Source organism: Ruegeria sp. CG4, from assembly GCF_056537185.1.
In genome coordinates, this window is sequence record NZ_JBQFRB010000004.1 from 198,158 (window position 1) to 223,742 (window position 25,585).

At 57.6% G+C, this 25,585-nt stretch carries 24 protein-coding genes and 1 tRNA gene; 15 read left to right on the plus strand and 10 right to left on the minus strand.

The window, feature by feature from the left end:
• Positions 1–75: 75 nt before the first annotated feature.
• From ACR0J2_RS13215 to ACR0J2_RS13240, 6 genes are read left to right on the plus strand one after another with little or no spacing between them, the layout of a single operon-like run.
• A complete protein-coding gene (locus ACR0J2_RS13215; RefSeq protein WP_480812845.1) occupies positions 76–1,128 on the plus strand; it encodes a dipeptidase in 1,053 nt (350 codons plus the stop codon).
• Positions 1,129–1,158: 30 nt separating this feature from the next.
• Positions 1,159–2,754 carry an ABC transporter substrate-binding protein gene (locus ACR0J2_RS13220; protein WP_480812846.1) on the plus strand — a complete coding sequence of 532 codons (1,596 nt, stop codon included), beginning with the start codon at positions 1,159–1,161 and terminating at the stop codon, positions 2,752–2,754.
• Between the two features lie 44 nt (positions 2,755–2,798).
• Positions 2,799–3,809 carry an ABC transporter permease gene (locus ACR0J2_RS13225; protein WP_480812847.1) on the plus strand — a complete coding sequence of 337 codons (1,011 nt, stop codon included), beginning with the start codon at positions 2,799–2,801 and terminating at the stop codon, positions 3,807–3,809.
• Positions 3,806–4,720, plus strand: a complete 915-nt coding sequence (locus ACR0J2_RS13230) for an ABC transporter permease (protein WP_170611779.1) — start codon at positions 3,806–3,808, stop codon at positions 4,718–4,720. Before ACR0J2_RS13225 ends, ACR0J2_RS13230 begins: the two co-directional genes overlap by 4 nt.
• On the plus strand, positions 4,717–5,583 hold the full coding sequence (locus tag ACR0J2_RS13235) for an ABC transporter ATP-binding protein (RefSeq protein WP_480812848.1): 867 nt from the start codon (positions 4,717–4,719) through the stop codon (positions 5,581–5,583). Before ACR0J2_RS13230 ends, ACR0J2_RS13235 begins: the two co-directional genes overlap by 4 nt.
• Positions 5,580–6,323, plus strand: a complete 744-nt coding sequence (locus ACR0J2_RS13240; protein ID WP_170679020.1) for an ABC transporter ATP-binding protein — start codon at positions 5,580–5,582, stop codon at positions 6,321–6,323. The genes ACR0J2_RS13235 and ACR0J2_RS13240 overlap by 4 nt, the downstream gene beginning before the upstream one ends.
• A gap of 36 nt (positions 6,324–6,359) precedes the next feature.
• On the opposite strand, the gene ACR0J2_RS13245 is transcribed toward ACR0J2_RS13240, so the two are convergent.
• The 7 genes from ACR0J2_RS13245 to ACR0J2_RS13275 form a co-directional block, all read right to left on the minus strand.
• Positions 6,360–7,118, minus strand: coding sequence for a methyltransferase domain-containing protein (locus ACR0J2_RS13245; RefSeq protein WP_480812849.1), 759 nt, complete (start codon positions 7,116–7,118; stop codon positions 6,360–6,362).
• The gene (locus ACR0J2_RS13250; protein ID WP_480812850.1) at positions 7,115–7,735 is read right to left on the minus strand and encodes a pimeloyl-ACP methyl esterase BioG family protein; all 621 of its coding nucleotides are present in this window, start codon (positions 7,733–7,735) and stop codon (positions 7,115–7,117) included. Before ACR0J2_RS13250 ends, ACR0J2_RS13245 begins: the two co-directional genes overlap by 4 nt.
• Complete coding sequence (gene bioA, locus ACR0J2_RS13255) at positions 7,735–9,018, minus strand: adenosylmethionine--8-amino-7-oxononanoate transaminase (protein WP_480812851.1); 1,284 nt, start codon at positions 9,016–9,018, stop codon at positions 7,735–7,737. Before bioA ends, ACR0J2_RS13250 begins: the two co-directional genes overlap by 1 nt.
• Positions 9,015–9,635 (minus strand): dethiobiotin synthase, encoded by a 621-nt coding sequence (gene bioD / locus ACR0J2_RS13260; protein ID WP_480812852.1) that lies wholly within the window; start codon positions 9,633–9,635, stop codon positions 9,015–9,017. Before bioD ends, bioA begins: the two co-directional genes overlap by 4 nt.
• Positions 9,632–10,765 (minus strand): 8-amino-7-oxononanoate synthase, encoded by a 1,134-nt coding sequence (locus ACR0J2_RS13265; RefSeq protein ID WP_480812853.1) that lies wholly within the window; start codon positions 10,763–10,765, stop codon positions 9,632–9,634. Before ACR0J2_RS13265 ends, bioD begins: the two co-directional genes overlap by 4 nt.
• A complete protein-coding gene (bioB, locus tag ACR0J2_RS13270) occupies positions 10,762–11,742 on the minus strand; it encodes a biotin synthase BioB (RefSeq protein WP_170611795.1) in 981 nt (326 codons plus the stop codon). Before bioB ends, ACR0J2_RS13265 begins: the two co-directional genes overlap by 4 nt.
• 188 nt (positions 11,743–11,930) lie before the next feature.
• A complete protein-coding gene (locus ACR0J2_RS13275) occupies positions 11,931–13,457 on the minus strand; it encodes an ABC-F family ATP-binding cassette domain-containing protein (protein ID WP_480812854.1) in 1,527 nt (508 codons plus the stop codon).
• A gap of 332 nt (positions 13,458–13,789) precedes the next feature.
• Between ACR0J2_RS13275 and nadA the strand changes: the two genes are divergently transcribed.
• The 9 genes from nadA to ACR0J2_RS13320 all read left to right on the plus strand — a co-directional run bounded on the left by nadA (position 13,790) and on the right by ACR0J2_RS13320 (position 22,306).
• Entirely contained in the window at positions 13,790–14,842 is a 1,053-nt protein-coding gene (gene nadA / locus ACR0J2_RS13280; RefSeq protein ID WP_480812855.1) for a quinolinate synthase NadA, read from the plus strand.
• An 8-nt stretch (positions 14,843–14,850) separates the two neighbouring features.
• Complete coding sequence (locus ACR0J2_RS13285; RefSeq protein ID WP_480812856.1) at positions 14,851–16,416, plus strand: L-aspartate oxidase; 1,566 nt, start codon at positions 14,851–14,853, stop codon at positions 16,414–16,416.
• Positions 16,413–17,261 (plus strand): carboxylating nicotinate-nucleotide diphosphorylase, encoded by an 849-nt coding sequence (gene nadC / locus ACR0J2_RS13290; protein ID WP_480812857.1) that lies wholly within the window; start codon positions 16,413–16,415, stop codon positions 17,259–17,261. The genes ACR0J2_RS13285 and nadC overlap by 4 nt, the downstream gene beginning before the upstream one ends.
• 183 nt (positions 17,262–17,444) lie before the next feature.
• Positions 17,445–17,520, plus strand: a tRNA-Thr gene (locus ACR0J2_RS13295).
• Between the two features lie 164 nt (positions 17,521–17,684).
• Entirely contained in the window at positions 17,685–18,890 is a 1,206-nt protein-coding gene (locus ACR0J2_RS13300; protein WP_480812858.1) for a tyrosine-type recombinase/integrase, read from the plus strand.
• Positions 18,883–19,902 carry a hypothetical protein gene (locus tag ACR0J2_RS13305; protein ID WP_480812859.1) on the plus strand — a complete coding sequence of 340 codons (1,020 nt, stop codon included), beginning with the start codon at positions 18,883–18,885 and terminating at the stop codon, positions 19,900–19,902. The genes ACR0J2_RS13300 and ACR0J2_RS13305 overlap by 8 nt, the downstream gene beginning before the upstream one ends.
• Positions 19,903–20,018: 116 nt before the next feature.
• A complete protein-coding gene (locus tag ACR0J2_RS13310; protein WP_170519334.1) occupies positions 20,019–20,219 on the plus strand; it encodes a helix-turn-helix transcriptional regulator in 201 nt (66 codons plus the stop codon).
• A 60-nt stretch (positions 20,220–20,279) separates the two neighbouring features.
• The gene (locus ACR0J2_RS13315) at positions 20,280–20,696 is read left to right on the plus strand and encodes a helix-turn-helix transcriptional regulator (protein WP_480812860.1); all 417 of its coding nucleotides are present in this window, start codon (positions 20,280–20,282) and stop codon (positions 20,694–20,696) included.
• Positions 20,693–22,306 (plus strand): tyrosine-type recombinase/integrase, encoded by a 1,614-nt coding sequence (locus ACR0J2_RS13320; RefSeq protein WP_480812861.1) that lies wholly within the window; start codon positions 20,693–20,695, stop codon positions 22,304–22,306. The genes ACR0J2_RS13315 and ACR0J2_RS13320 overlap by 4 nt, the downstream gene beginning before the upstream one ends.
• Positions 22,307–22,833: 527 nt before the next feature.
• Here the strand turns inward: ACR0J2_RS13320 and ACR0J2_RS13325 are convergent.
• Genes ACR0J2_RS13325 through ACR0J2_RS13335 form a run of 3 tightly spaced genes read right to left on the minus strand, consistent with a single transcriptional unit; the run spans position 22,834 to position 25,581 of the window.
• Entirely contained in the window at positions 22,834–23,643 is an 810-nt protein-coding gene (locus ACR0J2_RS13325) for an NAD-dependent epimerase/dehydratase family protein (RefSeq protein ID WP_480812862.1), read from the minus strand.
• Entirely contained in the window at positions 23,631–24,533 is a 903-nt protein-coding gene (locus ACR0J2_RS13330; protein WP_480812863.1) for a hypothetical protein, read from the minus strand. The genes ACR0J2_RS13325 and ACR0J2_RS13330 overlap by 13 nt, the downstream gene beginning before the upstream one ends.
• Positions 24,534–24,585: 52 nt before the next feature.
• Positions 24,586–25,581 (minus strand): substrate-binding domain-containing protein, encoded by a 996-nt coding sequence (locus ACR0J2_RS13335; protein WP_010437236.1) that lies wholly within the window; start codon positions 25,579–25,581, stop codon positions 24,586–24,588.
• Positions 25,582–25,585: the final 4 nt, after the last annotated feature.

Here is a 25,585-nt window from a genome sequence, read left to right on the forward strand (position 1 = left end):
TTTTGGATTTTTTTGTTGCAAATTGATACTAACCAGCGGAACCATGCTCAGAACACGTAGTCCAGGGTTTTCGATATGCCGCCATTCGCCATTGACGGGCACAATGACGTTTTAAGCAAAATTGCCGGTTCGAATGCCTCGGATCCTCTTGCGCTTTTTTGTTCCGGAAACGGGGACTGGCATCTTGATCGTCCAAGAATGAAGGCCGGCGGATTGCTGGGCGGTTTCTTCGCCATTTGGGGGCCATCCGAAAACGATACGATCGACTATGATGGCCTGATGGCCGGAGCGACCTATGACGTGCCGTTGCCACCCGAATTGCCACAGGATGCGGCGATGAGACGATCGGTTGCACTGGCAAGCAGTCTTGTTCAGCTTGAGCAACGCGGGGCGCTGCGCATTTGCAAGAACGCGGCGGAGTTGCGCCTAACCTGCGAGTCCGGCGAAATCGGCGCAATCATGCATATGGAAGGGGCCGAGGCGATTGATCCGGACCTGAAAGCGCTCGACCTGTTCTATGCGGCTGGCCTCAGGTCGCTTGGCCCGGTCTGGAGCCGCAACAACATCTTTTGCGACGGCGTTCCGTTCCGCTTTCCCGGATCACCCGATACCGGTGGTGGACTGACCGAAGCGGGAAGGTCGCTGGTCGCACGGTGCAACACGCTTGGTATTCTTGTGGACCTGTCGCATATAACCGAAGCGGGGTTTTGGGATGTTGCCGAAACGTCGGATGCGCCGCTGGTGGCCACACATTCCTGTGCCCATGCCATTTGCGCAAATTCCAGGAACCTGACCGACGCGCAACTGCGCGCAATCGGCGAAAAGGGCGGTGTCGTGGGGATAAATTACGCGGCCCAGTTCCTGCGCGCAGACGGTCGTCGCGACCCGGATGTGCCGTTGGATCAGGTTCTGGCCCATATCGATCATATGATCAACGTCATGGGCGAAGACAGTGTGGCCCTGGGCTCGGACTATGACGGTGCCACGGTGCCCAATGCCCTCGACGGCGCAGAAAAGCTGCCTGCATTGCTGAACTCGATGGATGTCCATGGATACACACAAGATCGGATCACGAAGATAGCCAACGGAAACTGGCTGCGCGTGCTGACCGACACCTGGGGCGGGTAGACCCGAGCATAATCAACAGGGAGTTAGACTATGAAGTTATTTTCCAAACTTGTCGGCACCGCAGCTTTTGCGACGACACTGGCTGTGGGTGCACCGGCCGCGTTTGCCCAAACGCCGCCCAACATGCTGGTCATGGCGATGCGTATCGATGACATCACGACAGCCGATCCGGCGCAGTCGTTTGAATTCACCGGCATGGAGATGACGCGCAACATTTACGGCAAGCTGGTCAATTACGATCCGCTTGATCTGGACGCCGGGTATCAGCCGGATCTCGCGACCAAATGGGATGTGTCCGAGGACGGAAAGACGATCACTTTCACGATGCGCGAGGGCGTCAAGTTTCACTCCGGCAACCCGGTGACGGCGGAAGATGCGGCGTACTCGCTGCGCCGTGTCATCAAGCTGAACAAGACACCGGCCTTCATCCTCACTCAGTTCGGTTTCACCCCTGAAAACGTTGATCAGATGATCCGCGTGGAAGATGGCAAGCTGCTGATTACGACGGACAAGAAATACGCGACATCCTTTGTGCTGAACTGCCTGACAGCCGGTGTCGGCGCCATCGTCGATATGAAGACCGTCGAAGCCAACGCCGTGGATGGCGACATGGGCAACACCTGGCTGGCGACAAACTCGGCGGGTTCCGGTCCCTACATGCTGACAGGCTGGAAACCGAATGAGAGCTATTCGCTGCAGTCCAACCCTGATTACTATGGCGGTGCCCCTGCCATGGAACGCGTCATCACCCGCCATGTGCAGGAAAGCGCGTCGCAGCGGTTGTTGCTGGAGGCAGGCGATATCGACATCGCACGCAACCTGAATCCTGAAGACATGGCCGCGGTCGAGTCGAACGCCGATCTGGACATGTACGCGGCCCTGAGCGGTCAGATCATGTATTTCTCGCTGAGCCAGAAACACCCCGAACTGTCGAACCCAAAGGTCATGGAGGCCATAAAGTACCTGATCGATTATGAAGCGATGGCCGATAGTTTCCTCAAAGGTGACTGGGCGGTTCACCAGAACTTCCTGCCGGCAACCTACATGGGATCGGTCGACGACAATCCGTTCAGCTATGATCCGGAAAAAGCAAAGGCATTGCTGGCCGAGGCCGGTATTTCGGGGTTTGAGTTCGAAGTCGGTGTGCGCGAGGCGCAGGAACGTATCGAGATCGCACAGTCCATCCAGAACACGCTGGCCGAGGCCGGGATCACCATGAAGATCACTGTGGGGACCGCCAAGCAGGTGCTGACCCGGTATCGCGCCCGTGAACTGGACGCCTATCTTGGCGCTTGGGGGCCGGATTACCCCGATCCGCAGACCAATGCCGGAACCTTTGCCTGGAACCCTGACAATTCGGACGAAGCCAAGGCCACGGGTATTCTTGCTTGGCGTAATTCCTGGAACCCCGGAGAAATGACGGCAATGACCGATGCGGCCAAGATTGAGCCCGACACGGCAAAACGGGCCGAGATGTACGAGGAAATCCAGGCCATATTCCGCGAGACTTCGCCCTTTGCAATCATGTTCCAAAGGACTGAGAGATCCGGGATCGGCGGCAACGTCACCAACTGGAACCTTGGCGGTGCGGTGTCCGAAGCCGGTTACTTTGTCGTAACCAAGTAATGAGCGACATGACAAATTCCGAGAGGCGCGGGCTCGCGCCTCTCATGCACGTCTTAAAAACAACCGTTCTGACGATCGGATCGATTCTGGTGACGATGCTTGGGTTGTTGTTTGTGACCTTCATCATCGGAAGGGTGATGCCGGTCGACCCGGTGATTGCGATAGTGGGTGAACGCGCCACGCAGGAAGTTTATCAGGAAACTTATGAAATGCTCGGGCTGGATAAGCCTTTGCTTGTCCAGTTCTGGTACTACCTGTCCGACGTCGCCCGGCTGGATTTTGGAATTTCCTATCTTAACGCGCGTCCAGTGATTGAAGATATCAAGCGGGTTTTTCCCGCAACACTGGAATTGGCCACCCTGGGTGTTCTGGCGGGTATTCTGGTCGGCGTGCCGCTGGGCATTGTCGCGGCCGTCAACCGGGGTAGCTGGATCGATCAGATCGCCCGCTTCATCGCGTTGGTGGGATACTCAATGCCGATCTTCTGGCTGGGCCTGATGGGATTGATGATATTCTACGGTAAGTTGCGATGGGTCGGTGGCCCGGGGCGCCTGGATATCTTCTACGAGGACATCGTGCCGACGCGTACGGGTATGATCCTTGTCGACAGCCTGATTGCCGGCGACATGACGGTCTTCTGGAATGCCGTCAGCCATATTATCCTGCCTGCGCTGCTGCTGGGCTATTATTCGCTGGCCTATATCAGCCGCATGACCCGCAGTTTCATGCTGGAGCAACTCAGCGCAGAATACATCCTGACCGCCCGTGTAAAAGGATTGCCCGAACGTATCGTTATCTGGCGTCACGCCTTTCGCAACATCCGTGTGCAACTGATCACCGTCATAGCCCTGTCTTATGCGGGATTGCTGGAAGGGTCCGTGCTGACCGAAATCATCTTCAGTTGGCCAGGCATCGGCAGCTATATCACCACGGCGCTTCTGAGTGCGGACATGAATGCCGTTCTGGGTGGAACCGTGGTTGTCGGCTTCTGCTTCATATTGCTGAACGTCACAAGCGATCTGCTTTACAAAGTTCTGGACCCGAGGGCCAAATGACCACTCAAACGCTACGACAATGGCTTCTCTCGGAAGAACCGGAAAGCAGGGTACAGGCCCGCCTCGCCTCCATATATAACGGATGGCTCACGTTGCGCGGCAATGTCATGGCTATGATCGGTTTGGTCATCATTGTGGCGCTGGTCCTGACCGCCCTGTTCGCGCCACTTCTGGCACCGCATGATCCGTATGTTCAGGACCTTGGCAAACGTCTGCTTCCGCTTGGGACAGAAGGACATCTGCTGGGGACGGACAGCCTCGGGCGTGATATCCTCAGCCGCCTGATTTTCGGTGCGAGAATAACGCTTTACATCGTTGCACTTGTCGCTCTTATCGCGCCGGTTCTTGGGCTTCTGGTTGGCACCGTGGCAGGATATGTCGGCGGAATCGCCGACCTCGTCCTGATGCGGATTACCGATATATTTCTGGCTTTTCCCCGGCTGGTTCTGGCACTGGCCTTTGTGGCCGGTCTGGGCGCGGGGATCGAAAACGCAGTTCTTGCAATATCGCTCACTGCCTGGCCGCCCTATGCACGGTTGGCTCGGGCCGAGACGCTGACGATCAGATCGCAGGACTATATCAGCGCCATAAGGTTGCAAGGGGCCGGTCCGTTCCGGATCATCACGCGCCACATCTGGCCGTTGTGCATCAGTTCACTCATCGTTCGGGTCACGCTGGATATGGCAGGGATCATTCTTGCGGCAGCCGGTCTTGGATTTCTGGGCCTCGGCGCGCAACCGCCCAGCCCGGAATGGGGTGCGATGATTTCCGAGGGGCGCCGTTTCATCCTGGATCACTGGTGGGTCGCCACCATGCCGGGGCTGGCGATATTCATCGTATCGCTCGCCTTCAATCTGCTGGGCGACGGATTGCGTGACATTCTTGACCCCAAACAAGGGGGCCAGGGATGAGCGAACAGTTGCTGGATGTGCAGAACCTCTGGGTTCGGTTTCCGTCCCGCAGGGGCGTGTTCGACGCAGTGCGCGGGGTCAGTTTCAGCCTTGGGCGCGAAAGACTGGGGATCGTCGGCGAAAGCGGGTCCGGAAAATCCATGACCGGGCGGGCAATCCTGCGCCTGGTGCGCAGCCCGGGTCTTGTCGAGGCGGACCATATCAAGCTGCACGACATTGACCTGCTGAGGTTGTCCGAACCCAAGATGCGCGCTGTTCGCGGCAGCAAGATTTCCATGGTCATGCAGGATCCCAAGTTCAGCCTGAACCCCGTGATGACCATCGGTGCGCAGATGATCGAGGCCTATCGCCAATCCACCGGCGCCGGGCATTCCACTGCCCGAACGCGCAGTCTGGAAATGCTGGACGCCGTTGCAATCCGAGACCCGGAAAGGGTACTTCGCGCTTATCCGCATGAGATGTCCGGCGGCATGGGGCAAAGGATCATGATCGCCATGATGCTGGCCGCAAATCCCGAGATCCTGATTGCCGACGAACCGACGAGCGCGCTGGATGTTTCGGTCCAGCGTCAGGTGTTGAATATCATGGACGATCTGGTGCGCGAGCGTGGAATGGGGCTGATCTTTATCAGCCATGATCTGAACCTGGTGGCCGAATTCTGCGACCGGGTGCTGATCATGTTTGCGGGGCGCATTGTCGAAGTCTGCGATGCCGACAAGCTGTCTGAGGCCAAACACCCATATACTCAGGGACTTCTGAATGCCTTGCCCCGTCTGGATGAGCCGCATGAACGGCTTGCGGTTCTGAACAGGGACGAAGCCTGGGCCGATGCGCCTTCAGTCAGCGGACAGGTCAAGTCATGAGCATGATTGACATACACAATCTGAACGTCTGGTTCGGAACGGGAAGGGATCGGGTGGACGCCGTGCGCAGCGCCTCGCTTTCTGTCGCACAAGGGCAAAGCCTGGGCCTTGTCGGCGAAAGCGGTTCGGGCAAGTCGACAATATTGCGGGCGCTGTCCGGCCTTGTACCCGGCTGGTCCGGCAGAATGCATGTCAACGGTGCCGAACTGGGCCGACATCGCTCGCGCGAGTTTTATCAGACGGTTCAAATGGTCTTTCAGGACCCCTATGCCTCGCTTCACCCCCGCCAGACCGTCGATCAGGTTTTGTCTGAAACCTTGCGTCTACACGGCATGACCGACATTGACCGCCGGATCGAGGATCTTCTGGCCAATGTGGATCTGGGCCACAGGTTTCGTTTTCGTTATCCGCATCAGCTGTCAGGTGGCCAACGCCAAAGGGTTGCAATTGCACGGGCGCTTGCGGCCGAGCCGGATGTGCTTTTGCTGGACGAGCCGACCAGCGCGCTGGACGTTTCAATTCAGGCCGAGATTCTCAACCTGTTGACGGACATACGCGCCGAGCGATCCCTGACATATCTTATGGTCAGCCATGATCTGGCGGTTGTCGGGCATTTGTGTGACCACATTGCCGTGATGAACGCCGGCCAGATCGTCGAGCATCTGAGCGTCGAGCAACTGCGAAGCAGATCCGCCCATCATGCCTATACCCAGCAATTGATTGCCAATTCCTACATCTAGGCCATCTGTCTTGTTCGGTCCGGGCACAAAGGTGACTTAGACCGGTTTTCGTGCGACGATCCAGACTGAATGATAGGTCAAGGGTACGCCGGCGTCGGTCCCGAACCGGCGGGTGTAGTCTGTTGAAAACCGCAACAGATCGGATTTGGTCCAGAACTGTTTGGCCCGCCCGTTGACCCCGGTTTGGCGCAGATGTTTAAGCGCAAGACGCGGTGACGCGAAGTGCAGTTGCTGCACATGCTCGCCCGATGTCACAAGTTCCATTTCAGTTTGGACTGAAGCAACCAGATCCTCGGAACGGCACAAACCCGGTGCCCCTGCAGACGAGCCGATTTGAGCAAGCTCATGATACTGCTTTGGGCCAAAGCCCGAGACTGCCAGCCAACCACCCGGCGCAAGCGCGTCTGCGGCTCTGCGCAAAAGTGCAGCCGGATCCGCCAGCCACTGGATCATTGAGGCAGAGGTGATCAGATCAGGCCGGTCGGGCCAGTCTACCTGCAGCGCGTCCCCGCATAGGAACGTGGCGGCGGCCGTTTGTGCAGTCAGCCCGGCTTCGGGCGCCAGATCGTTGAGGGTCAGGTCCCCAATGACAAATGCTTCGCGCAGCTTTTGTGTCAAAAGCCCGGTACCGCAGCCAAGTTCCAGGACTGAGGAAAAGTGACCCGGCGCGCCGCAATCGCGCAGGTCCGTTACCAGTCGCTCCGCGATCCGCCCCTGAGGACCCGCGGCCTGGTGATAGGTGTCAAAGCTACGGCTGAAGCTACGCTGAACCCGGTCTGTCAAATGCGCCATCATGTGATCCACTCCGCCCAGCTTTGCCCGGCCCGAAACGGAACATGTGGCCCCGAGACGGGGCGAACAGCCTTGCCTTGCCGCGCCCACGCTGCCTTTTGGGCGCCGGTCGGGATGATCCGGTCCTTTTCGGGTATCCAGACGCGATCAAAGGCACGTTCCGGGGCTGGACCCCGATCAATGATGCAATGCAGCTCAGCCTGCGCGGCCTCGATGTTCAGGGCAGGAGCGGGGCCTTGCAAACCGGCGCGACGGCAAAATTTCGAAAAACTGTCTGCCGTAAGGCCATCGGCTGTCGCGCGTATCATTTGGGGCGCTATTCCGGTTTCCGCATCCGCTGGCGACAGCGTTCCACTGACGGCGACAAGACGCGCGGGTGAAAAGCCAGTCATTGCAATCCAATGCGCGGCGGACGCGACACCGAAAGAAAAAGCAATCAGATCAACGCGGTCATATTGCGCGAGTTCGGGCAGGGCATCATCCAAGTGACGGTAGTCATCCACCAGCAGGACATCGTCCTGTCCCGTCAGTTCTGCAAACGGGGCCGCACCCAGTGCCCAGCCACCAAAAACAAGGATCAGCGATGATTGTTCCGACCGGGATAACCACTGGCGTTTCATTACGATTCCCTGGCCAACGCCACCATCGCAGCGGTGACTTTGCTCAACTCGTCCGGTGAGATGATGTAGGGTGGCATGCAATAGATATTCCGCGCAAACGGGCGCAACCAGACACCGGTTTCCGGCGCCTTCCTGTGCGCGATAGAGGGATCGACCCAATTCTCCATCTCGATGACGCCGATCGCACCCAGAACCCGGACATCCGCCACTCCGGGCAAATTCCGCGCGGGGGCGAGTTCATGTGCCATCTGCTGTGCGATTGCGTGCACCTCGGCGCGCCAGTCGCGCCGGGACAGTTGGTCAAGGCTGGCGGCACCGGCGGCACAGGCCAGCGGATTGGCCATATAGGTGGGGCCGTGCATCAGCACACTGGCTTCGCTTTCACCGATCCCACGAGCCACAGGTTCAGTGGCGACCGTGGCCGCCAGAGTGATATGACCACCTGTCAGCGCTTTACCAAGGCAAAGAATGTCCGGCACGACGTCAGCCAGATGCATCGCAAACAATTCACCGGTGCGGCCGAAGCCTGTGGCGATTTCGTCGAAAATCAACAAAACCCCGTATGCATCGCATAGCGCCCGCGCGCGCTTTAACCAGACCGGGTGATAAAAATACATGCCGCCCGCGCCCTGAACCACCGGTTCCAGGATCAGTGCGGCAATTCGATTGCCTTTGGTCTCCAGCAACTCCTCAAGTGCGCCAAGGCCATTGAGGGCAGTGTCGTCAGACCAGTCCTGATCCAAAGTGATCTGTGGGCGGGGCAAAAAATGCTGTATCGACAATGCGCCCCGAAACAGCCCGTGCATACCGTTGACGGGGTCGCAAACGCTCATCGCCTTCCAGGTGTCGCCATGGTAACCGCCGCGAATGGTGGCGAATTCCGTGCGCTCGGAACGACCCATGGCCATCTGATACTGCACAGCCATTTTCAGTGCGACTTCGATCGCGACCGAACCGCTGTCGCTGTAGAAAATGCGGTCCAGACCATCCGGCAACAGGCTGATCAGCCTGCGGCCCAGTTCCACGGCGGGTTCGTGGGTCAGGCCGCCGAACATGACATGCGGCATTCGCGCCAGCTGATCCTGCATTGCGCTGATAATGGCAGGGTGCCGATGCCCGTGAACTGCACACCACCATGACGACATGGCATCGATCATCTGTGTGCCGTCTTCCCGAGTAAGCCAGACGCCCTCGGCCCCGGTGATGAGGTGCATCGGGCCGGGGTTCAACACATTGGTGTAGGGATGCCAAAGATGGCGTGCGTCGAATTCCAGCGGGGTCACAGGACGCTCCGGATAGCGTTGACATCGATGGCTTCAAAGGCCGCTGACAGCGTGTCGTGTGACAGATCGTCGATTAGCAGCAGCCGGCCCAGATGGCGGACGTTACACATTTCGACGATAGTTTGTTCTACTTCGGGTTCCGCATCGCCGATAAAGGCCACGCCAACCACGGTGCAGCCCGCGGTGCGCAGCGCCATCAGGGACAGGGTCGTATGGTTGATCGTTCCAAGCGCGGTACGCGCGACAAGCACCACCGGCGCCTTCCAGTGGGTGAACAGGTCCAGAAAGAAATGCCTGCGGTTTAGCGGCACCATGACCCCGCCTGCGCCCTCAACAACCAACGGGCCGTCTACCTCCGGCAGTGCAAGCTGCGACAGGTCGATTTCGACACCCATATCTTCGGCGGATAGGTGCGGAGATGCAGGCATGTTCAACCGATAGGCTTCCGGCAGCACTTCAGCCCCCGAGAGAGTTGCAACGATTTCGCTGTCGGTTGCATCCTCCAACCCGGATTGAACTGGTTTCCAATAGCTGGCTCCAAGCGCCGCCGTCAGGCCTGCGGCGAAGACCGTTTTGCCGACACCGGTGTCGGTTCCTGTCACGACGACAGCGCTCATGCCGCTTTCCTCTGGTAACGGTTCAGTGTTTCGAACAGGGCGCTGATTTCCGCCTTGCTGACATTGCCGGTGATAGAGATACGCAACCTCGAAGTGCCGCGCGGCACGGTCGGTGGTCGAATACCGCGCACATCGAATCCGTGTTCTGCCAGCGTGGCCGCCATTTCCATGGTTCGCCCGTCATCCCCCAGAATGACGGGTATGATCTGGCTGTTCAGAACGTCGTTCGGCACGCCAAAACGCCGTGCTTCTGCATGGGCATGCCGCAGACGTTCCTGCGCCGCATCAATTAGCGAGCTATCCGCCTTCAGCACGCTGATCATTGCCCGCACCAGCGCTGCGTTAAAGGGGGAGGGGGCGGTTGCAAAGATGAAAGGGCGCGCGCGGTTGATCAGGGCGTCGATCATCACCCTTGATCCGCAAATCAACCCGCCGGCAACACCAAGCCCTTTGCCGCAGGTGTGCAGCGTCAGCAGTTCCGCGTTCAAGCCATGCGCCAGCCCTTTGCCCTGCGGGCCGAATACGCCTGTGGCATGGGCTTCGTCCACAACAAGGATCGCGTCATTGGCGCGGGCCAGCTCCGACAATTCTGCCAAAGGCGCGAAGTCGCCTTCCATCGAGTAGATGCTTTCAACGGCAATCCAGATCTGACCGGAGCCTCCGGCCGAATGCCACTCCGCGATGACACGCCGCGCATCGGCGACATCGTTATGTGCAAACTCCAGTGTAGTGGCGCGGCCCATGCGCATGCCTTCATGCGCGCTGGCATGAATCAATGCATCATAGAGAACCAGATCTTCTGCGGCGGGCAGGGTGGAAAAGATCGCCTGATTGGCCTGAAACCCACCGCCCATGAACAAGGCGGATTCGGCCTGGAAGAAGGCGGCGGCTTCCTGTTCCAACGCTTCATGCTCAGGGTGGTTGCCCCGCAACAGGCGCGACCCGCCGGACCCCAGCGGAACTCCACGGTCCAGCGCGTCTTGCGCCGCCACCTTCAGCATTGGAGACTGCGCCAGCCCCAGATAGTCATTGGAGGCGAAATCCAGGCCGCAACGAGTTGCGAGCACCCTATAGCGGTGCCGGTTGTTCAGAACATCCAGCATGGATTTCAGGCGGTCCAATGCCTTCATTCAGCCGCTTCCACGCAGCTCTGCCCGGCCACGGTTTCGACCTGCAAACCCAGTTTGGCAAACAGGATTGCGTCAGTATCTTCCTCGGGGTTTTCAGCGGTCAGCAGGGTTTCGCCCACAAAGATCGAGTTTGCTCCGGCCAGGAAACACATCGCCTGCATCTCATCGCTCATCTCACTGCGGCCAGCGGACAGACGCACGTAGGATTTTGGCATCATGATGCGGGCGGTTGCAATTGCGCGTACAAAGTCGATCGGGTCGATTGGCTTGGCATCGGCCAACGGTGTGTCTTCCTGTGGCATCAGCATGTTGATCGGCACGGAGTCGGGCGCAGGGGACATGTTGGCCAGCGTCACCAGCATGTCGACGCGGTCCTGAATTTCCTCGCCCATGCCAAGGATGCCACCCGAGCAGACCTTGATTCCGGCTTCCTGAACCCGGTTCATCGTGTCGATCCGGTCCGCGAAAGTGCGGGTTGTGATCACTTCGGAGTAGTACCGTTCGGACGTGTCGATATTGTGGTTGTAATAGTCCAGACCGGCATCCCGCAAACGGACGACCTGGTTGTCGTCCAGCATGCCGAGCGTCATGCATGTTTCCATGCCAAGGTCGCGCACGCCCTCTACCATGGCTACAAGCGCGTCCATGTCCCGTTCCTTGGGCTCGCGCCAGGCGGCCCCCATGCAGAACCGGGTCGCGCCGCCATCCTTTGCCTTGCGCGCCTCGTTCAGAACACGCTGAACCTCAATTAGTTTTGACGCCGACAGCTTCGAGCCGTTTCGAGCGGACTGCGAACAATATGCGCAATCCTCGGCGCAGCCGCCGGTTTTGATCGAGAGCAGCTTGGATGTCTGGATCTTGTTTGGATCAAAGTTTTCGCGGTGAACCGTCTGAGCGCGAAACAGCAAATCCATCAAAGGCATGTCGTACAAGGCTTGCGCGGCCTCGCGGGTCCAGGTGGGGGTCGATTGATCCATTTTATCGATACTTTTCCTAGGCGTCTGTCTTTCCGGCTTTTATTATTGATAAACCCAAAAACTACAACTGGAATCTCCCATGTGGAATGGCATTCAGGCGAAAACCAGCGAATTGAACGCGTTGCTAGCCAACACGGCGCTGCAGTGCAGCGCCGCGCCGCGGAAACGCACGCAAAATAGTATGTTAGTCAGTCGTCCGCGCCACCTTGACTTTGGTCAGACAGGAACGTGTCAGGGCAGTCTACTTCTTCAAGTTTCCGGTTTTTGATCCACCAGAACCGGGTTCCTACATTCCGCAGAAAACTTCGGTCGTGACTGACCAGCAGGCAGGTTGCGTCATGTTCCGTCAGTTCGGCCTCAAGCGCCTCTTGCCCGTCAATGTCCAGATGATTGGTCGGTTCGTCGAGCAAATAGAAGTTAGGTGCCTTTAGCCGCAGCATCAGCATCGCCAGCCGGGCCTTTTGGCCACCGGACAACGCTCCAATTGTCGTGTCTTGCATCTGGTAGTCTATTCCAGCCCCGGCCAGGACCGAACGCGCCCTCTGATCGCCGATGGAAAACCGTGCTACCACCATAGCCAAAGGAGTTTCCGCATCATCAAGCTGGCTCAGATGCTGATCGGAAAAGCCGGGAACGATGGATGCTGCGTATTTGATGCCATCTTCCGCCCCTGCCAGAGCTGCCTGTATCATCTGGATCAAACGTGTCTTGCCAGCACCGTTCGCGCCAAGCATCACAACTCTGTCTCCGCGCGCAATCCACTTCCGGCCGGTCTTGAAAAGTAATTGCCCGTTTGGCGAGCGAACAGGCACATCATCCAAAAAGACAAGCGCCTTGGCGTGGGTGCCGCTGTTCCCCAGCCGGATATCGCCTGCAGATTGTTCGTGGTGAACGTGACCGATTGCCTGTACCAGCTTGTCGGCCCTTAGTAACAGCTGTTTGGTTTTGGTCAGCAACAGATCAGAGCCGGAATTCACACCAACGTTCTTCAGTTTTGCCGCCTGACGACGAAGCTGCCGGGCCTTGTTCAGTTCATTGGCTTGCTGCCGCTCATCGGCTGTGTCAGATTCTGCAAGGGCGGCACGTGCCGATGAGTATGACGCCGAAAACACGCGGGAATTTTCGGGGCGCAGAAACAAGGTACGATTGGTCGTGGCATCCAGAAACGCCCGGTCATGCGAGGCGATCACAACCGGCACGTCGCACGGCAATGCGCCAAGCCAGTTTTCCAGCAGCGCAATCCGGTTAAGGTCAAGATGGTTGGTCGGCTCGTCCAAGAGCAGCAGGTCCGGTCTGGTGATCCAGACCGCGGCCAGCATGGCAGTGCGCTGCCATCCGCCGCTGAGATCGCGCAGCGGCCTGTGATGCAACTCATAGGGGATCTGAAGGTCATCCAGCACGACATCCACGCGCCAGCTTTCATAGTCCGCCTGCTCTGGTGGCAGGGCCGCCAGGACCCAATCGTGCAAGCTGTGCGCCAGCGCGCCGGCCGGAATGTTCTGTTTTACGTGTCCGGCTCGCAAGCCGCGAGCGCGGGTAACCTCTCCGGTTGTTGGCTCATGGTCGCCCGACAGGCATGCAAACAGCGTGGACTTGCCGCGTCCGTTTGCGGCCACCAGACCGATCCGGTCGGCTTTCGATATGGTCAGGTTGAGGTCAGAAAATAAAGTCGCGCCAAGGGTCACGCCCAAGGCATTGATGTTGATGACAGTCATGGAAATCTCGCACCCAGAAGGTATGGCCGCACAGCGGCTTTGAGCAGACCGTCGATGAAAGGTGTCTCGGGTCGGCCCTGTAAACGGATCTACAGGGCGAAACGGGGACCGTGCTGAAGTCGGCGGATGATACGCATGTTCAGCTCGTGCCCTCCTTTTGTTGGTTGTTACCTTTGCGTCAGGCTAGGAAAACTGCGGGCGATTGGCAACCGCCTTGGCCATCCATCGCAGAAAATTTGGGTCAGTTTTGCCGGTTCACGTTGACGGTAGCCATTCTGAAGAAAATCGAATAATCAGAGCTTCACGACGTCATCAGGCAGAAAAACAGTCCCGTGTTCGACCTACCCGCGCAGCGCGCGCATCTTTCCGAAAAATATGACCTCAGCCCATCGCCGGAACTGGCCGCCAGCATGGCGGACATCTACGCGCGCATGTCCCGCGTTGTGTCCCCGGCGGACTGGGCGATCTATGCCCCTTACGTGAAGGCGATCAATGATCTGAAAGCCGAGCGGAATGCGGTCGTCCTGGGCCATAACTATATGACGCCAGAGATTTTTCACGGTATCTCGGACTTTGGGGGTGACAGCCTTCAACTGGCGATCAAGGCGACTGAGGTCGAGGCAGATGTGATCGTGCAATGCGGTGTGCATTTCATGGCGGAAACCTCCAAGATCCTCAGCCCGGAAAAGACGGTACTGATGCCGGATATGGAGGCGGGATGTTCGCTTGCCGAGTCCATTACAGCCGAGGGAATCGCGGAAATGCGCCGCCGCTATCCAGGCGCACCGGTTGTGTCCTATGTGAACACGACCGCCGAGGTCAAAGCCGCATCCGACATCTGCTGCACCTCGTCGAACGCGGCGCAGATCGTGGCCGCGCAGGACAGTGAAACGGTCATCATGACGCCGGACCAGTACCTGGCCCAGAATGTGGCACGTGACGTGCCGCAAAAGAACGTGGTCTGGTGGGAAGGGTCCTGCATCGTTCACGAACAATACAGCGCCAGCGATCTGCGCGATTTCCGTGAATGGAATCCCGGTACGCGCCTGATTGCGCATCCTGAATGTCCACCGGACGTGGTGAATGAGGCCGACTTCTCCGGATCGACCAGCGGCATCATCAAGTATGTCACAGAAGAAAAGCCCGAGAAAGCACTGCTGATCACGGAATGTTCGATGGCGTCGAACATCGCCGATGAATTGCCCGAAGTCGAATTTGTCGGGCCGTGCAATATGTGCCCGTACATGAAAAAGATCACGCTGGAAAAGGTGCTTTATGCACTCGACACGATGACCGGTCAGGTCGAGGTTGACGCGAGCATTGCCGAAAAGGCGCGGTTGTCCGTGCAGCGAATGATCGACCTGTCCCGCAAGCTGGGTATTTGACCCAGCCGATGCAGGAAATTGTGACTCCAAGGGTGGTCATTATCGGCGCCGGGCTGGCCGCCGTTTACGCCGCGTTGAAACTGGCACCACGACCCGTTGTCATGATTTCGCCCGAGCCGCTGGGGTCAGGGGCCAGTTCCGCATGGGCACAAGGCGGGGTCGCCGCTGCCATGGCTCCGGGTGACAGTCCTGAAGCCCATACCGAAGACACCATCCGTGCCGGGGCCGGGTCCGTTCTGCGTGAGGTTGCCGAATACGTGACCCGCTCTGCCCGCGACCATGTTCTGGATCTGACTGATCTGGGTACTGATTTCGATCGCACGCCGGACGGGGCCTATATTCAATCCCGCGAGGCCGCCCATTCCGCTGCGCGCGTGGTGCGGGTGAAAGGGGATCAGGCAGGCGCGGAAATCATGCGCGCTCTGATTGCCGAATTGCGCCGGACCCCGTCGGTTCAGGTGATCGAAGGGGTTCAGGCCATCGGGCTGGAAAGCGACGGCAAACATGTAAGCGGCGTCTACCTGACTGCTGCTGCCGACAACGGCGCCAAACCAGTGCTTCTGCGCGGGGCCGCACACATTCTGGCGACTGGCGGGTCCGCGGGGCTATACGCCCAAAGCACCAATCCGGCGCGTATCCGCGGGCAGGGGATCGGCATGGCCGCCCGCGCCGGGGCGCGAATAGCTGATGCTGAGTTCGTCCAGTTTCATCCGACCGCAATGGATGTCGGCGAAGATCCAACGCCGCTGGCCACCGAGGCATTGCGCGGTGAAGGGGCGGTTCTGATCGACAAAGCCGGGAAGTGCTTCATGCAAGGGGTTCATGCCGATGGTGATCTGGCGCCCCGGGATATTGTTGCCCGGGCAGTTTACTTGCAGGCGCAATCCGGACAGCGGCCTGCGTTGGACACAAGGGCGGCCATTGGTGTGGAAATCACAACGCAATTTCCGGCCGTGACCGACGCCTGTATTCGCAATGGGGTGGATCCCGTTTCCCAACCGATCCCTGTCACGCCCGCAGCTCACTACCACATGGGGGGTGTTGAAGTAGAACTTAACGGCCGCAGCACCCTCACAGGGCTTTGGGTTTGTGGCGAAGCCGCATCCACGGGCCTGCACGGAGCCAATCGCCTCGCCTCAAACGGGTTGCTGGAGGCGTTGGTCTTTGCCCGCACCTGCGCCCAAGACATCGCAGCGAATACGGCAGCGGAGCCTTGCCCTGAGGTCTCGATTGACCCGGCTAAAGGTGACCCGAAAACAGAGGTCCCGGCGGTTTCAACTCTGCGGCGGGTCATGACGGATTACGTGGGCGTTGTTCGGAACGGCAAGGGATTGCGCCTAGCGCTGTCCGAAATCGCCAGGCTCGAAAAACAAAGTGCGGCATCGGCCACATTTCTGAACATGACCGCAACCGCCACCCTGATTACCGCGGCCGCGCTGATGCGCGAAGAAAGCCGCGGCGCGCATTTTCGGTCCGATTTTCCCCAGACAGATCCCGGCCCCGGTAAACGCTCAGCTTTGACACTCGGCGAGGCCGTGACACTGCGCGACCGCATCGCAAAGGTTCCACAATGACAATCCCGACATTGCCTGACATGATCCTGGAGCCCCTTGTCCGGGCTGCATTGATGGAGGATCTCGGCTCCAATGGCGACATCACCACCCTGACCGTTATTCCGGCAGGAACGCAGTACACGGCCCGTCTCAACGCGCGCGAAGACGCTGTTGTTTCCGGAATGCAGGTCGCGGAACTGGCTTTCCGTCTGGTCGACCCATCACTTCAGATTACGCCGCTTGTTGCCGACGGACAGCGGTGCGCCAAAGGTGAAACGCTGATGGAAATCAGGGGCAGCGCCGCCTCGATCCTGTCCGGAGAACGCGTCGCGCTGAACTTTGCCGGACGTTTGACTGGCGTGGCGACAAAAACAGCGGCCCTTGTGGCGGAAACCAAAGGTACAAAGGCGCGCATCACCTGCACCCGCAAGACCACGCCCGGCCTGCGTCTGGTCGAAAAACAGGCCGTCCTGCATGGCGGCGGTTTCAATCACCGGTTTTCCCTGTCAGATGCAATCCTGATCAAGGATAACCATATCGCCGCCGCCGGTGGAATCGCCGCCGTTCTGCGGGCTACGAAATCCCGTGCCTCACACATGATGAAGGTCGAGATCGAGGTCGACCGCCTGGATCAACTGGCCGAAGTCCTGGATGTCGGTGGCGCGGATGTGGTTCTTCTGGACAATATGTCCGTGGAAACCCTGGCAAACGCGGTCGAGATGGTCGACGGACGTCTGGTAACCGAGGCGTCGGGAAACGTAACCCGTGAAACGGTAGCGGCAATCGCCGCCACCGGAGTGGACTATATCTCTTCCGGCGCGCTGACCCATTCCTACCGGACAATCGACCTAGGCCTGGATTTCTGAACTGGGCTCATCCCGTCTCAAAAAGCTAACAGGCCACACAGGGTCGAGAGCACAGCGGCCACATCCGAGTGAGGAGCGCAAGTTTTTCTCAAAACGCCCCATCTCCGATTGACGTTCGCTTCGAATTGACTAGAAAAGGCCGTCACAGTCCGGCCCAATACAGGGCTTGGCGAACATAACTAGGCCGCTGTAGCTCAGCTGGTAGAGCACGTCATTCGTAATGATGGGGTCGGGGGTTCGAGTCCCTTCAGCGGCACCACTTTAACATCCAGTTGCGTCCGATTTTGACTGATAGTAGCTTGTAGTTGCAGGATTTATACTGTCGGATTGTCCGATGTTGTCCTGCCACGTGCGCTGTAATCTACCCCCAAATGGGGTGCCGAATTGGGGTACGTGCCACACGATGACTGGAAGGTACCCCCAATGCCTGTCTTGAGCGACGCACGGATTCGGGCTCTAAAACCTAAGGAGAAGCCCTACAAGCAGGCCGATTTTGACGGACTATATTTGCTGGTAAAGCCGAACGGTTCGAAACTCTGGCGCTTCAAGTATCGTTGGCTCCAAAAGGAAAAGCTGCTGGCGCTGGGCAAGTATCCTGAAGTGACACTGGCTGATGCGCGACGGAAACGCGACGACGCCCGCGGCCTGATCGCAAATGGCAAAGATCCTTCCAGCGTTCGCAAAGACAAAAAAGCCAGAGAAGAGGCAGAGAACAACGCTACCTTCTCCAAGTTGGCGGCAGAACTGCTGGAAAAAAAGCGCAGTGAAGGCCGTGCCGAAGCAACGCTGACAAAGACCGCCTGGTTTCACCGGCTACTTTCCGCAGACATCGGGAAAATGCCGATCACGCAAATAACAGCACGGGATATTCTGGTTCCGCTGCAGAAGATGGAAAAAAAGGGCAATCACGAAAGCGCCGTACGGATGCGGTCTGCTGCCGGGGCTGTCTTTCGCTATGCCATTGCCCTAGGACTCGCGGATAACGATCCGACCTATGGTTTGAAGGATGCCCTAATCCGGCCCCAGGTACAGCACCGCGCGGCAATCACTGATCCGGCGCAGGTCGGTGCATTGCTCCGGGCTATCGACGGGTTTTCCGGTCAAAGAACTACGCGCCTCGCGTTGCAACTGCTCGCGTTGACTGCCCTGCGCCCCGGAGAGTTGCGAATGGCGGAGTGGGATGAGATCGACGAAGCCAGAATGGCGTGGACCATTCCGGCACATCGCGCCAAGATGCGTCGGCCTCACACAATACCGCTGTCCCGCCAAACCTTCGATCACTTGAAGGAACTGCGCGAACTGACGGGCTGGGGCAAGTTGCTCTTTCCATCGGTACGTTCATCCAAGCGCTGCATGAGCGACAATACTTTGAATGCCGCGCTGCGCCGCATGGGGTATGAGAAGGACGAGATGACGGCGCATGGCTTTCGGGCAATGTTTTCCACATTGGCCAATGAATCCGGCCGCTGGCATCCGGACGCCATTGAGCGAGCCCTCGCCCATGTGGAAAAGAACGAAATCCGCCGGGCATACGCACGCGGCGCTCACTGGGATGAGCGAGTTGATTTGACACAGTGGTGGGCAGATCAGCTTGATAAGATGAAGAAGGACAAACTGGGACATGATTGAATGTAAACAGGCCCCGGTACAACCTGCTGAACACTTGATGCAGGCTTGGATCTATCAGAGCAGTTGGTCTCTCGAAGAAGCCGTCCCACTGGCGCTGGGCATTTCGCCAGATGATGCCGGAGTCGCACAGGTGCTGAATGACCATAGCGCGCTACTAACCAGAGCGAAGCAGTCAGGTGAACGATTGGGCGCGCCTGTGTTTTGGCTTTGGTGGGCAGAGCGCAACAACCTACCGTTCCATACGGATTGGTGGCTGGCCATCACACCGGAAGGTCCGATCGCATTTGACGGTCAGCATTTTGCCCATCGGAGGAAGGAAATTCTGTCCCCCGACTACGCCGGGCAGGAACGGCGTCTGATTGGGGAATGGGTCCGAAAACCTTATTGGACAGCCCGCGAGGCAATCGATTTGTCGCTGAACTTTAAGCCATTCAGCACAGATAGCTGGCACGGCATCGCCCCGGAAACCGGAGAGACGATACGTGAGCGTAACGACAGGTTCCTGATTTTGGAAAGGGCGTTAGAGATCGGGGAAATCAGTGAGAAGGCGCCTGCAAAGGACTATCTGCTTTGGCTGGCGAAAAGGGGGTATTATGTGTCCTTAGCGTGGCGGCGTGCCGTAGGGATGCCGCCTCACAATAACCAGCATCCGGATACTGTTGTCGAGAATGCGGAAATCATCGCGGAGAACGATAAACTTCGAGATATGCTGCGAGCGAAAGATGAGCGCCTGTCTGAATTGGACGCAAAGCTAGAGGCCTCTTCCTCCGCCGAAAATAGCCGGGCTCAAAAGTCTGCAAGCACTACACGGATCGCAACGCTTCAAAAAGCCCTCATTGCCTGCGCAGTGGACGGCCACAGCTATACGCCCATTCAAAAACGCTCTGATGTGCCGAAGCAGATTGCGGACAAGGCTGCTGAACTTGGCTGCGGGGTGGACCAACAAACGGTTCGCAGGCTTCTTAAGGATGCCAGTGAGTTGCACGTCAACAGCGACTATTGGAGCGACTGAACCCTTAAAAATATAATTCACATCGTGGATCCACGATCGGGCTTCGTGGATACTCGCTGCACAAGACCGGACCTCGTCAGCCTTGGACCATCTGTAACAAACATAGATGGACTACGATGCAATTTGACGATCTTCCCGACGATGCGCTGCTGCGCGAAAAGCAGATCCTGCACCCTCACGGTCCCGTGCCTGTATCCCGTTCGACGTGGTGGGCAGGCGTCCGCGCTGGGCGCTTCCCTCAGCCTGTTCGCCTCGGACCTCGCACAACAGCTTGGCGTGTTGGTGACATCCGCGAACTCTTGCGGGAGGGCGCTTGATGTACCAGCCCCAGAGCTTTTCTCTTTCCCATAACTGGGCATCTCGGAATGGGGGTGCCGATGGCTAAATTCAGCTACAATTCTGCAATGGGGGATCTGTTCGCAGATCCCTCTACTGCCGTTTCGCAATCGCCTGTGTCTGACACCAATCAAGGCGGGGTTCCGGCTCAAGTTCAGCTTCACTCCAATCCGCCCGCTCTGACGTCAGTGCAGGTTGCTGCATTGGAGGCGATAGAAGCTGAAAACCTCGGCGAAGACGAACGTTATCTCAAAGACGTTGAAGTGGCCAAACGCTTCGGTATCGCTCGCCAAACAGTTTGGAAACGCGTGGAGCTTGGTGTTCTACCCGCACCGATCAAGCTGCCTCCAAACAGCAGTCGCTGGCGCCTATCCAGCCTGCTCGCATTTGAGAAAAAACTGGCTGAAGCATCACGCCAAACCAAAAAGATAAGTCGCAAGTCAGGGCGCGAAATATGACGCGGGCCCACTACAAGGTAAAGGTCTGCCAAGATCAAGTCTATTCGGTAGATGAACTATGCAAACTCTACAATGTTCGCCGCAATGCCATCACCGACTGGATGAAATCCGGCCTGCGGAAATCAGACGATCTGCGCCCTTTTGTTTTTCGTGGGGCTGAGCTGCAACGCTACCACAATGGCCAGAAGCGCAAACCGCTGGCTAAACTGAAGCAGGGTGAGTTCAATTGTTTGAGCTGCGGCAGTGCAGGCTATCCCGCTCCTCAGTCGATCTCGCTGATGACTACCTCCAGTTTTCGGTACATGGCAACGGGCGTCTGCGCTACCTGCGACGCCCAGGTAACAAAGTTACTGAAAGCGTCAGAATACGACAGCATAAAAAAATGCCAAAAGACGGGTACCAGCCTGGCTCTAATAGACGAAAGTAATTGCGAGATCCCAGCTGATACCGGGAATAAACCCGACTTTCGCGAGACGGTTTGGTACCCGACAAACGATCGGATCGTGCATGAGTGGCAAATCTATGCTGGGCGCTTTGAGACTTCGACCAAGCGCGCCCATTTGCGCAGCATCCGCATGCTGGAGGTTTACCTAGGAGGCAAAGCCTTCGACAAGGTCACGCCGAAAGACGCCGCAGCCTTTCGTGATCATTTGGTCAATCTTGGCCAAACGCCCAAAGCGCATGGAGGTTTGGGCAATTCCACCATCCGGCACCACGCTTCGCAGGTTCGCCAGTTCTTCGAATGGCTCCGGCTTCAGGACGGCTACAAGCGTTTGAACCAAAACATTCTGCTCTATCTAGCGCTTCCGAAGGCGGTACACGCCAAAACCCTGCCACGCGATGATCGCGACTATCTGACGATCGAGCAGGCGGAAAAGATGTTGGAGAAGATGCCAGATCGCACGATTGCGGAGCGCCGTGATCGCGCCATGGTGGCTTGTGCTTATGCCAGTGGGTTACGCGCCGCAGCGCTCACTACCCTGAGACTGAAACATATTGACCTTTGTAAAGGGGAGCTGGTTCAGGACGCCTTAGAAATGCGCGCGAAGAATGGGAAGAGCTTTCGCAGTGTTTTCTTCCCGCGTACTGAAGCCTTCCAAGAGGTCCTTGTATCCTGGCTTTCGGAGTTATTTGTACTGGGCTTCACCCAAGACGACGCTATCTTCCCTGAGCTTGCACATCTGAAACAACGAGGTCCAGAGATCAGCCCCGTACCCCCTATGAAATCCTCCTCAGCCGTGAGTTGTGCCTTTGATCTCGCCACCTCCCAGATCGGACGCAAATGCACACCGCACTCCGTTCGTGATACACTCAAGGCACTTGGGGATGAGCTCTGCACCTCTCCCAAAGACCGCAAAGCCTGGTCCCTAAACCTCGGCCATACGAACGAAAAAATCACGGAAATCTACTATGGGAAAATGTCGGACCAGCAACGTCGCAGCATTATTGAAGGGCTTTCTACTGGTGGTTTGCTGACCGCCAAGGAAAACGCAATGGTGCTCGACTTCTATGAAAGCCGCTTCGAACGCGGCAGTGACGAGTACAACATGGCCAAACGTCTAGCCGAAAGGCGTGCGGCTGCTCGCGACGGAAATGAGGTGCTGGAGTAGGGGCAATTGCTGCGCTGGCCACGAACGGCAGAGATGCGCGGAAAGCAGACTTTGGAAAGTGCAGCAGATTGCTCCAAACGGTCATTGCTTCAGATAGCAGCGTACGTCGGCTATGAGCCCAATGCGGACTTTCGAAATGTCATCTTGCTTATGTCGAGAAGAAGGCAAAAGCAGTTTATAGGGCTACTTCTCGAACGAGCGTGCAATAGCGGCCCAGCCGAGTGCGATGTTTTCTTTTTCCGTGCACAGTATCAACGGCTGCTATCTGGCGGATTGAAGTGCTGGTTCGTCTCGTCCGCAGGGCAGTTGACCACTCAACCAGAGATCGCTTCTCATTATACCCATACAGCGACGTTCGCGGTTCGTTACCGTGCTATCAATCATCCAACGGCTGCGATATCTGGCGCTCGTTCTGTCGCTCTCCGTCGAATGCAAAGCGGACAACGCTGACCTTTTCAGCGCTTACTTCGATGCGAGGTTTCTGAAAATGATTGCACAACGCAACAACAGTGCCCGGACCTTGTACTTTACCAATCTGGAAAACGTGTCGTGACGTAGCTGGGGAGTCGGTCTGTAAACAGCCGTTTCAGCGTGGATCTTAAGACAATGCCCACTGTTGTTTTCGCGGGGCTTCCGTTCTTTGGAGAGTAGCCAATCGCTTGCCGCGTTTCGGTGATATCCCAGCGCATACCTGGGTTATCTGACATTAGGTTCAGGGCTGCGAAGGAAATATCCTTGGCATCTATTGCGGCGCGCATTCCTCCTAGAAAGTCCCGATCACTCAACCACATTTCCTGACCCCACCGGCCCATCGCCATGTGTGTGCCGGGTTGGTTGCCGTGAGTCCATTGCGTCCAGCCGATGCGCAAGCAGATGACCGACAGTCCGTGATGCTCGGCGAAATAGGCCCCTGTCCGTTCACAGAATAACTTTGACATGCCGTAGGCGTTTACTGGCCCTGGTGGTGTCGCGCTGTTGAGCACCTCATGCGTGAACCTTTTGTCGCCGTGAACCCAGTTGGAGCTGGCAAGAACCACGCGGCTGACGCCCATGGCTGCCGCATGGTGATAGAGAGAAAGCGTTGCATCCATATTGTGTTTGATCGCGGAGGCCCAAGTGGCGGAGGGCTCTCGGTCACCAGCTAGATGCACGATAACGTCCACTCCCTTTAGCAAACTGACCCAACTGCTGTCGTCGGACAGGTCTGCGGCGTGAATGTCGGGATGATCAACGGGGCGAATGTCGATGCCAGAAACGGTGTAGTCGGGGTCGCTTTCTAGCGCGTCAAAAAGTTTGCGGCCGAGATGCCCACCAGCGCCTGTAATCAGGACATGCATGACAGGAACTCCTTGTTGTTTGTGAGCCCCAATCGCATTTGGGTTGCATCTTCATCCGTCAAGACGCGGAACGTCTGCCGAAAACTCAGCGTTTCATTTGGTGCAAGCTTGCGTGCCGGGGAGTGCCACTCCGCTTCGCAATAGGCGTAATCGGCTGAATTAAAGACCTCAAACGGATAGTCGTGTGCAAATTGATCGCCCTTTTGAGGTTCTGGTACCGAGCACATTAGCAACGGGGCATCGGCGCCGCACCGTATCAATGTACGACCGTTGGGGTTCGGTAGCCCGACCTTGAATTCCTGCTGTCTGTTGCAATCCACGACAATGCTTTTGCCGTGCGTAGCTATCATCCCTTCGGAAGAGCCAAAAACAGGATAAAACGCGGGGTCTTCCAACTCGACACCGATCTTGGCAGTGGTGTTAAGCATCATGACTGACCAAATGCCGGTGAGGCGAGAGGAGGTCCCATGGTTGACCACGATGTGTTCTATTTCCCAGCTTTCCGCCGAGGTCAGCGTGATGCGGCGCGACACTGACAAGTGCGAGGTCGGGCATACTGCGCTGGTCATGTCGATACGAGTGCTGCTTCTTGAAGTGATCTGGTAAGAGCCGCTGTCCAACACGGGAAACGGAGCGCCGTTTACCCAGGATGCATCTGGGGCGATCCACGTCTTCTCTCCGCCCCAGAGCGGAAAACCAAATTGTGGAGAGCGTGTGGGCAGATCAGTAAGCCGTGTGTCATCGACATCCAAACCGTCGAGATCTGCGTTCTGAAATAGGAGGGAGCGACCTTGGAAGTTTATATCCCATAGGCGGCCCCCGATGCCGGGCAGGAGTGTCAGTTGCAGATCGTTTTGCTGCAGGTGAAGAACGCTCCATCTGTCCGACATGTACCCCCTCCTATCGGGTTCCCGGCGCGATCGAATGCGCCGGGACAATCGCTTAGGTGTGTTTGAACTGGACGACGTTTTCGGCCGTAATCGGCATAACCCCGGTCTCAACGCGCTCCGGCAAAGGGTTGATGCCAGCCGCCTTCCAATCGGGCAAGACCTTCAGCGCGTCTGTGTTCTGCCAATGCATCATGTGGAAGGCTAGAAAGATCTCAAGATAGGATTTCTGTGCCACAGCGCCGTGAATTGTGCCGTCTTCGATATAGGGAAGCATATCATCATTTCGGTCCATCGCGACGATCTTAATGTCCTTGCGTCCCGCCTCATTGACGGCAATTGCAGCGCCTTTGCCGCTGTCGCCGTCCGTGCCGCCAATTCCAACAATATCCGGGTTCGCCTGAATTGCCTGAAGGTAGGCTGTCGGCGCATAGGAAGGGTCGGCCTTATCGTTGACGACGTCGACCACTTCGATATCCGGGTATTTCTCAGCAAAGATTTGTTTGTACCCCTCGACCCGCTCCAATGTGGAGGGGGCAGGGAAAGTGCCGAGGATAACCTTGCCTTTCCCGCCAATCGCTTGCGCGAGCATTTCGCCGCCGACACGTCCTGCCTGAACGCCATTGATACCAAGGAATGTGGACCGGGGGCTGTCGGGAATATCGCCAATACAACATGTGACCGGAATGCCCGCCTCGACCGCACGTTCGACGCCGGGGGCCAGAGTGGCCGGATCACCGGGGAAGATAAGGATGCCTGCGGGACGTCTTGCGATCAGTTCATCCAATTGGCGTGCTTGTGCGGCCGTGTCGAAATCCAAGGGGCCCGTGAATGTGGCCTTGATGCCCATCAGTTCCTCAAGGTCTTCCATTGCATTTCGATAGTCCACCCAGAACGGCACCTGCGTGACGATGGACAGGAACACATACTCCTTGCCGGCCGCTTGCGCCATGGCTTCTTTGGACAGCATGGGCAGTCCGAACGCTGCGGCCAATCCAGCGGTGGTGCCCGCTGTCAGCAGCCTGCGCCGATTCACGTTCAATTCAGTCATCGTA